Origin of the sequence: Paenibacillus daejeonensis DSM 15491 (assembly GCF_000378385.1) — a bacterium.
Lineage (GTDB): Bacteria > Bacillota > Bacilli > Paenibacillales > Paenibacillaceae > Paenibacillus_D > Paenibacillus_D daejeonensis.
In genome coordinates this window covers 1-3,737 of the sequence record NZ_KB899693.1, presented here as the reverse complement: position 1 = coordinate 3,737, position 3,737 = coordinate 1, and the positions used below count along the sequence as shown (strand labels likewise).

Annotated in this window: 2 protein-coding genes and 1 pseudogene; all 3 read left to right on the top strand. The window is 50.5% G+C overall.

The features are described 5' to 3' along the window. Positions 1–57: 57 nt before the first annotated feature. Positions 58–1,959: pseudogene (locus tag F556_RS39150) on the top strand (beta strand repeat-containing protein); the annotation flags it as partial. 110 nt (positions 1,960–2,069) lie between these two features. Next, the gene (locus F556_RS0132905) at positions 2,070–3,110 is read left to right on the top strand and encodes a tetratricopeptide repeat-containing glycosyltransferase family 2 protein (protein ID WP_020621253.1); all 1,041 of its coding nucleotides are present in this window, start codon (positions 2,070–2,072) and stop codon (positions 3,108–3,110) included. A 127-nt stretch (positions 3,111–3,237) separates the two neighbouring features. After that, positions 3,238–3,737, top strand: a 500-nt coding sequence (locus tag F556_RS35950; protein WP_020621252.1) for an alpha-helical endospore appendage domain-containing protein, incomplete at its 3' end; no start/stop codon positions are given.

Below are 3,737 nucleotides of genomic sequence, written 5' to 3'. Positions count from 1 at the left end.
CTCCAGTACCGGAGTAGCCAGGACAACGGGGTTACCTACACGGACTGGATTCCAATTGGCGAACAAGGCGCAACAGGTCCGACCGGGGCTGGTGAGACTGGAGCTCCTGGTGCGACGGGTCCCCAAGGCAATACCGGTGCGGATGGCGGTACGGGTAACACCGGAGCCACGGGTTTGGATGGGGCTGCGGGTGTTACAGGGGCGACAGGTCTTCAAGGTGCCACCGGATATACGGGTGCGACTGGGGTTCAAGGTGCGACAGGCGTCACTGGCATGACGGGAACGACCGGTATCCGAGGTGTGACTGGCGTCACGGGTATGACGGGTGTGACCGGTATCCAAGGTGTGACAGGCGTCACCGGTTATACGGGTGCGACTGGGGTTCAAGGTGCGACGGGCGTCACCGGTTATACGGGTGCGACTGGGGTTCAAGGTGCGACGGGCGTCACGGGTATGACGGGAGCGACCGGTGTGCAAGGTGCGACTGGTGTCACCGGCATGACGGGTGTGACCGGTATCCAAGGTGCGACGGGTGTCACCGGCATGACGGGTGTGACCGGTATCCAAGGTGCGACGGGCGTCACCGGCATGACAGGTGCCACCGGTGTTCAAGGTGCGACTGGCTCCACCGGCATGACGGGTGCGACAGGTCTCCAAGGTGTGACTGGCGTCACCGGTATCCAAGGTGCGACGGGCGTTACGGGTATGACGGGTGCGACCGGTGTGCAAGGTGCGACTGGTTTCACCGGCATGACGGGTGCGACAGGTCTCCAAGGTGTGACAGGCGTCACCGGTATGACGGGTGTGAGCGGTATCCAAGGTGCAACTGGCGTCACGGGTCTGACAGGAGCGACCGGTATCCAAGGCGCTACGGGTGTCACAGGTCTAACAGGTGCGACTGGAGTTCAAGGTGCCACCGGCGTCACGGGTCTGACAGGAGCCACTGGAGTTCAAGGTGCTACGGGTGTCACAGGTATGACAGGTGCGACCGGTATCCAAGGCGCTACGGGTGCAACTGGAACAATGCAATTTCCTCGCGTGTATGCTGGGAGTAATGCAGAGGTGACAATCATTAACGCGCTTACCAATCAAGTTGTATCCACCCTACCCGTTACGAATCCCACCTACAACGGTGCCGTTGCCGTTGATACTCTACGGCATAAGCTTTACTTCGCTGATGGCTCCAACGTCTTTCAAGTGGATGGGATTAGTGATCAGATTACTGCAACCTTTACATTCACGGGGCAACCCCGGGGAATGTCCGTTAATACGATTACCAATACCCTCTATGTAACCAACTGGTCAACTGGTAGCTCGAACATTTGGTCAGTCGATATTGATAATGAAACAATCGCGACACTAACCGTGAGTTCTACAGCCAATTCACAACCTATTCAAGTTGTTGTCAACCCTTTTAACAATACGGTGTGTACCTTACACGATGCTGGTCATATGATTACAACTTATGATGTCGCTACAGATACAATTGTTCAAACCATTACATTGCCAAACAGCAGTAGACCTCACGGATTAGTAGTGGATACTTTCAGGAATCGAATTTGGGTAGCTTACTTTAGTCTAAATTATGTACATGAATTAAATTTGACTACCGGCGCAGTAGTCTCAACAATTACGACAACCAATAATAACGCTAATCTTGCAGCAAACTTAATTACAAACAAACTGTTTGCTGTTACTACAGCCAACAGCAATGTCTACATTATTGATGGGGCCTCCGGATCAGTTACAACTGTTGCTACAGGTGGAAGCTCGAATGATTTGCCCTCAGTTAGCGTAAATCCTATCACGGTTAGCGACATTCCTTACATCCCGGTCTTTGTGCCTGCTCGTACTCTTGGTGCCGTAGCTGTCATCGATCAAAATACTAATACGTTAGTAAAAACAATTCCGGTTACAGGCCAACCACTATGGACTGCATTTGACCCATTTACGAATTAAATGAAAGAAAGTTAAAGGATATGATTTGGAGAAGTGCAAGGTTTTCGCCTGCACTTCTCTTCCAGTTTTTCTTAATAAGGAGGCACACGATGATAACCATATCTCTGTGTATGATCGTCAAGAATGAAGAGCACACACTGAATCGATGTCTCGAGTCGGTGAAGGGAATTCCTGACGAGATTATTATCGTAGATACAGGCTCGACGGATCGGACAAAAGAAATAGCGAAGATATGGACAGATCACGTGCACGATTATAAATGGAATGATGATTTCGCTGCGGCCCGGAATGTTTCCTTTGATTATGCTACCCAGCAATTCATTCTATGGCTGGACGCTGATGATATTCTAAGCACAGATGATAGAACCAAACTGCTGCAGCTCAAAGAAACCCTTCCCGATCATGTGGATGCAGTGACCATGATTTACGCCATTCCTCAAGATGCAAATCGAGGGATTGTATCCTATACGGTTCGGACACGACTGGTCAGACGTGAGAAGCAGTTTCGGTGGAAAGGTGTCGTTCATGAAGACCTGACCTTGGATGGGTCCTATCAATATCATCAATCAGACATTGCAGTTACACATACCAAGATAGTCGCGAGCTCTGCTGAAGGGCCATCTCGACGTAACCTGGAAATATATGAAAGCCACTTAGAGCGCGGGTACGACCTGACGATATCTGATCGGTTTCACTATGCAAGGGAATGCCAAGTTCATAAATTGTATGAGCGTGCAATTGAAAACTATGAAGTGTGCATGAATCATCCGGAAGTAACGTTGGAGAACCAGGTATTCGCCATGCATAAGCTCGCCACGTGTTATGTGCAAGCAGGGCAACCACACAAAGAGCTGGAATTAACACTCCAGTCACTGACCAAAGACGTCCCCTACCCTGCTTTTAGCTGTCGGATGGGCGAACACTTCCTCAAACAAGGTCATATCGAGGCCGCTATTTATTGGTATCGGATGGCCTATATGCAACCTCTGGAAGACAGATATGCCTTCTCAGTCGTAGATACCGCTTACCACACGTGGCTTCCTCATCAACAATTGGCCTTATGTTACGATGCACTAGGCGATTCCAAAAAAGCTGGCCATCATCGGCAGTGGGCTGAATTTCATCACATGGGAAAGATGCAAGCTCCGTAGGGATGCCTCCTTAACGTACAGATTACTACGCATATAGTAAAATTATTAATAATTAGGACAGCTATCCGTTTCCAATACTGAGCTTAGAACATAGTTTGGATTATCTTGTGTATAAGGAGGACTACACATGTCCAATCCAAACCTTCCCAACATTACCCCTACTATTTCATTATCTCGTGATGACGTTGTGAACTTGCTCTTCTCCTCGATTGCGATGGAAGAACTGGGCTTGGCCCACATTATTAACGCCGAGGGTGAAAAAATTCAGTATGCTCTTGGCACCCTTGCGGGGGTCAGCGGTCCGGCTGCCACGTTGGATCAAATCCTGCAGGTGAATCAGAGTGCGCAGTCGATGCTCGATACGGTGTTCCGCCAGGAAATGATGCTGGATTCGAAATTGAAGACTGCATCGAATCTGCCTACCCTGGCAGGTCCGGCCGGAGCAACGGGAGCCACTGGTGCACCCGGCGAGCCGGGTGGGGTATTAAGCGTCAATGGCCAGACCGGCGAAGTCGTGTTAAGTGCTGATGATGGGGTCTTCCCCATCAACAATGAAGAGCCCTCGGGCAGCAACCTGGATAACTATACAACAGCGGGGGTGTACAGCTCGGATGATCCGAATGGCCC

What these genes read in the sequence shown, in the direction of transcription:
- F556_RS0132905 (WP_020621253.1), top strand. Translation starts at nt 2,070, where the DNA reads ATGATCGTCAAGAATGAAGAGCACACACTGAATCGATGTCTCGAGTCG.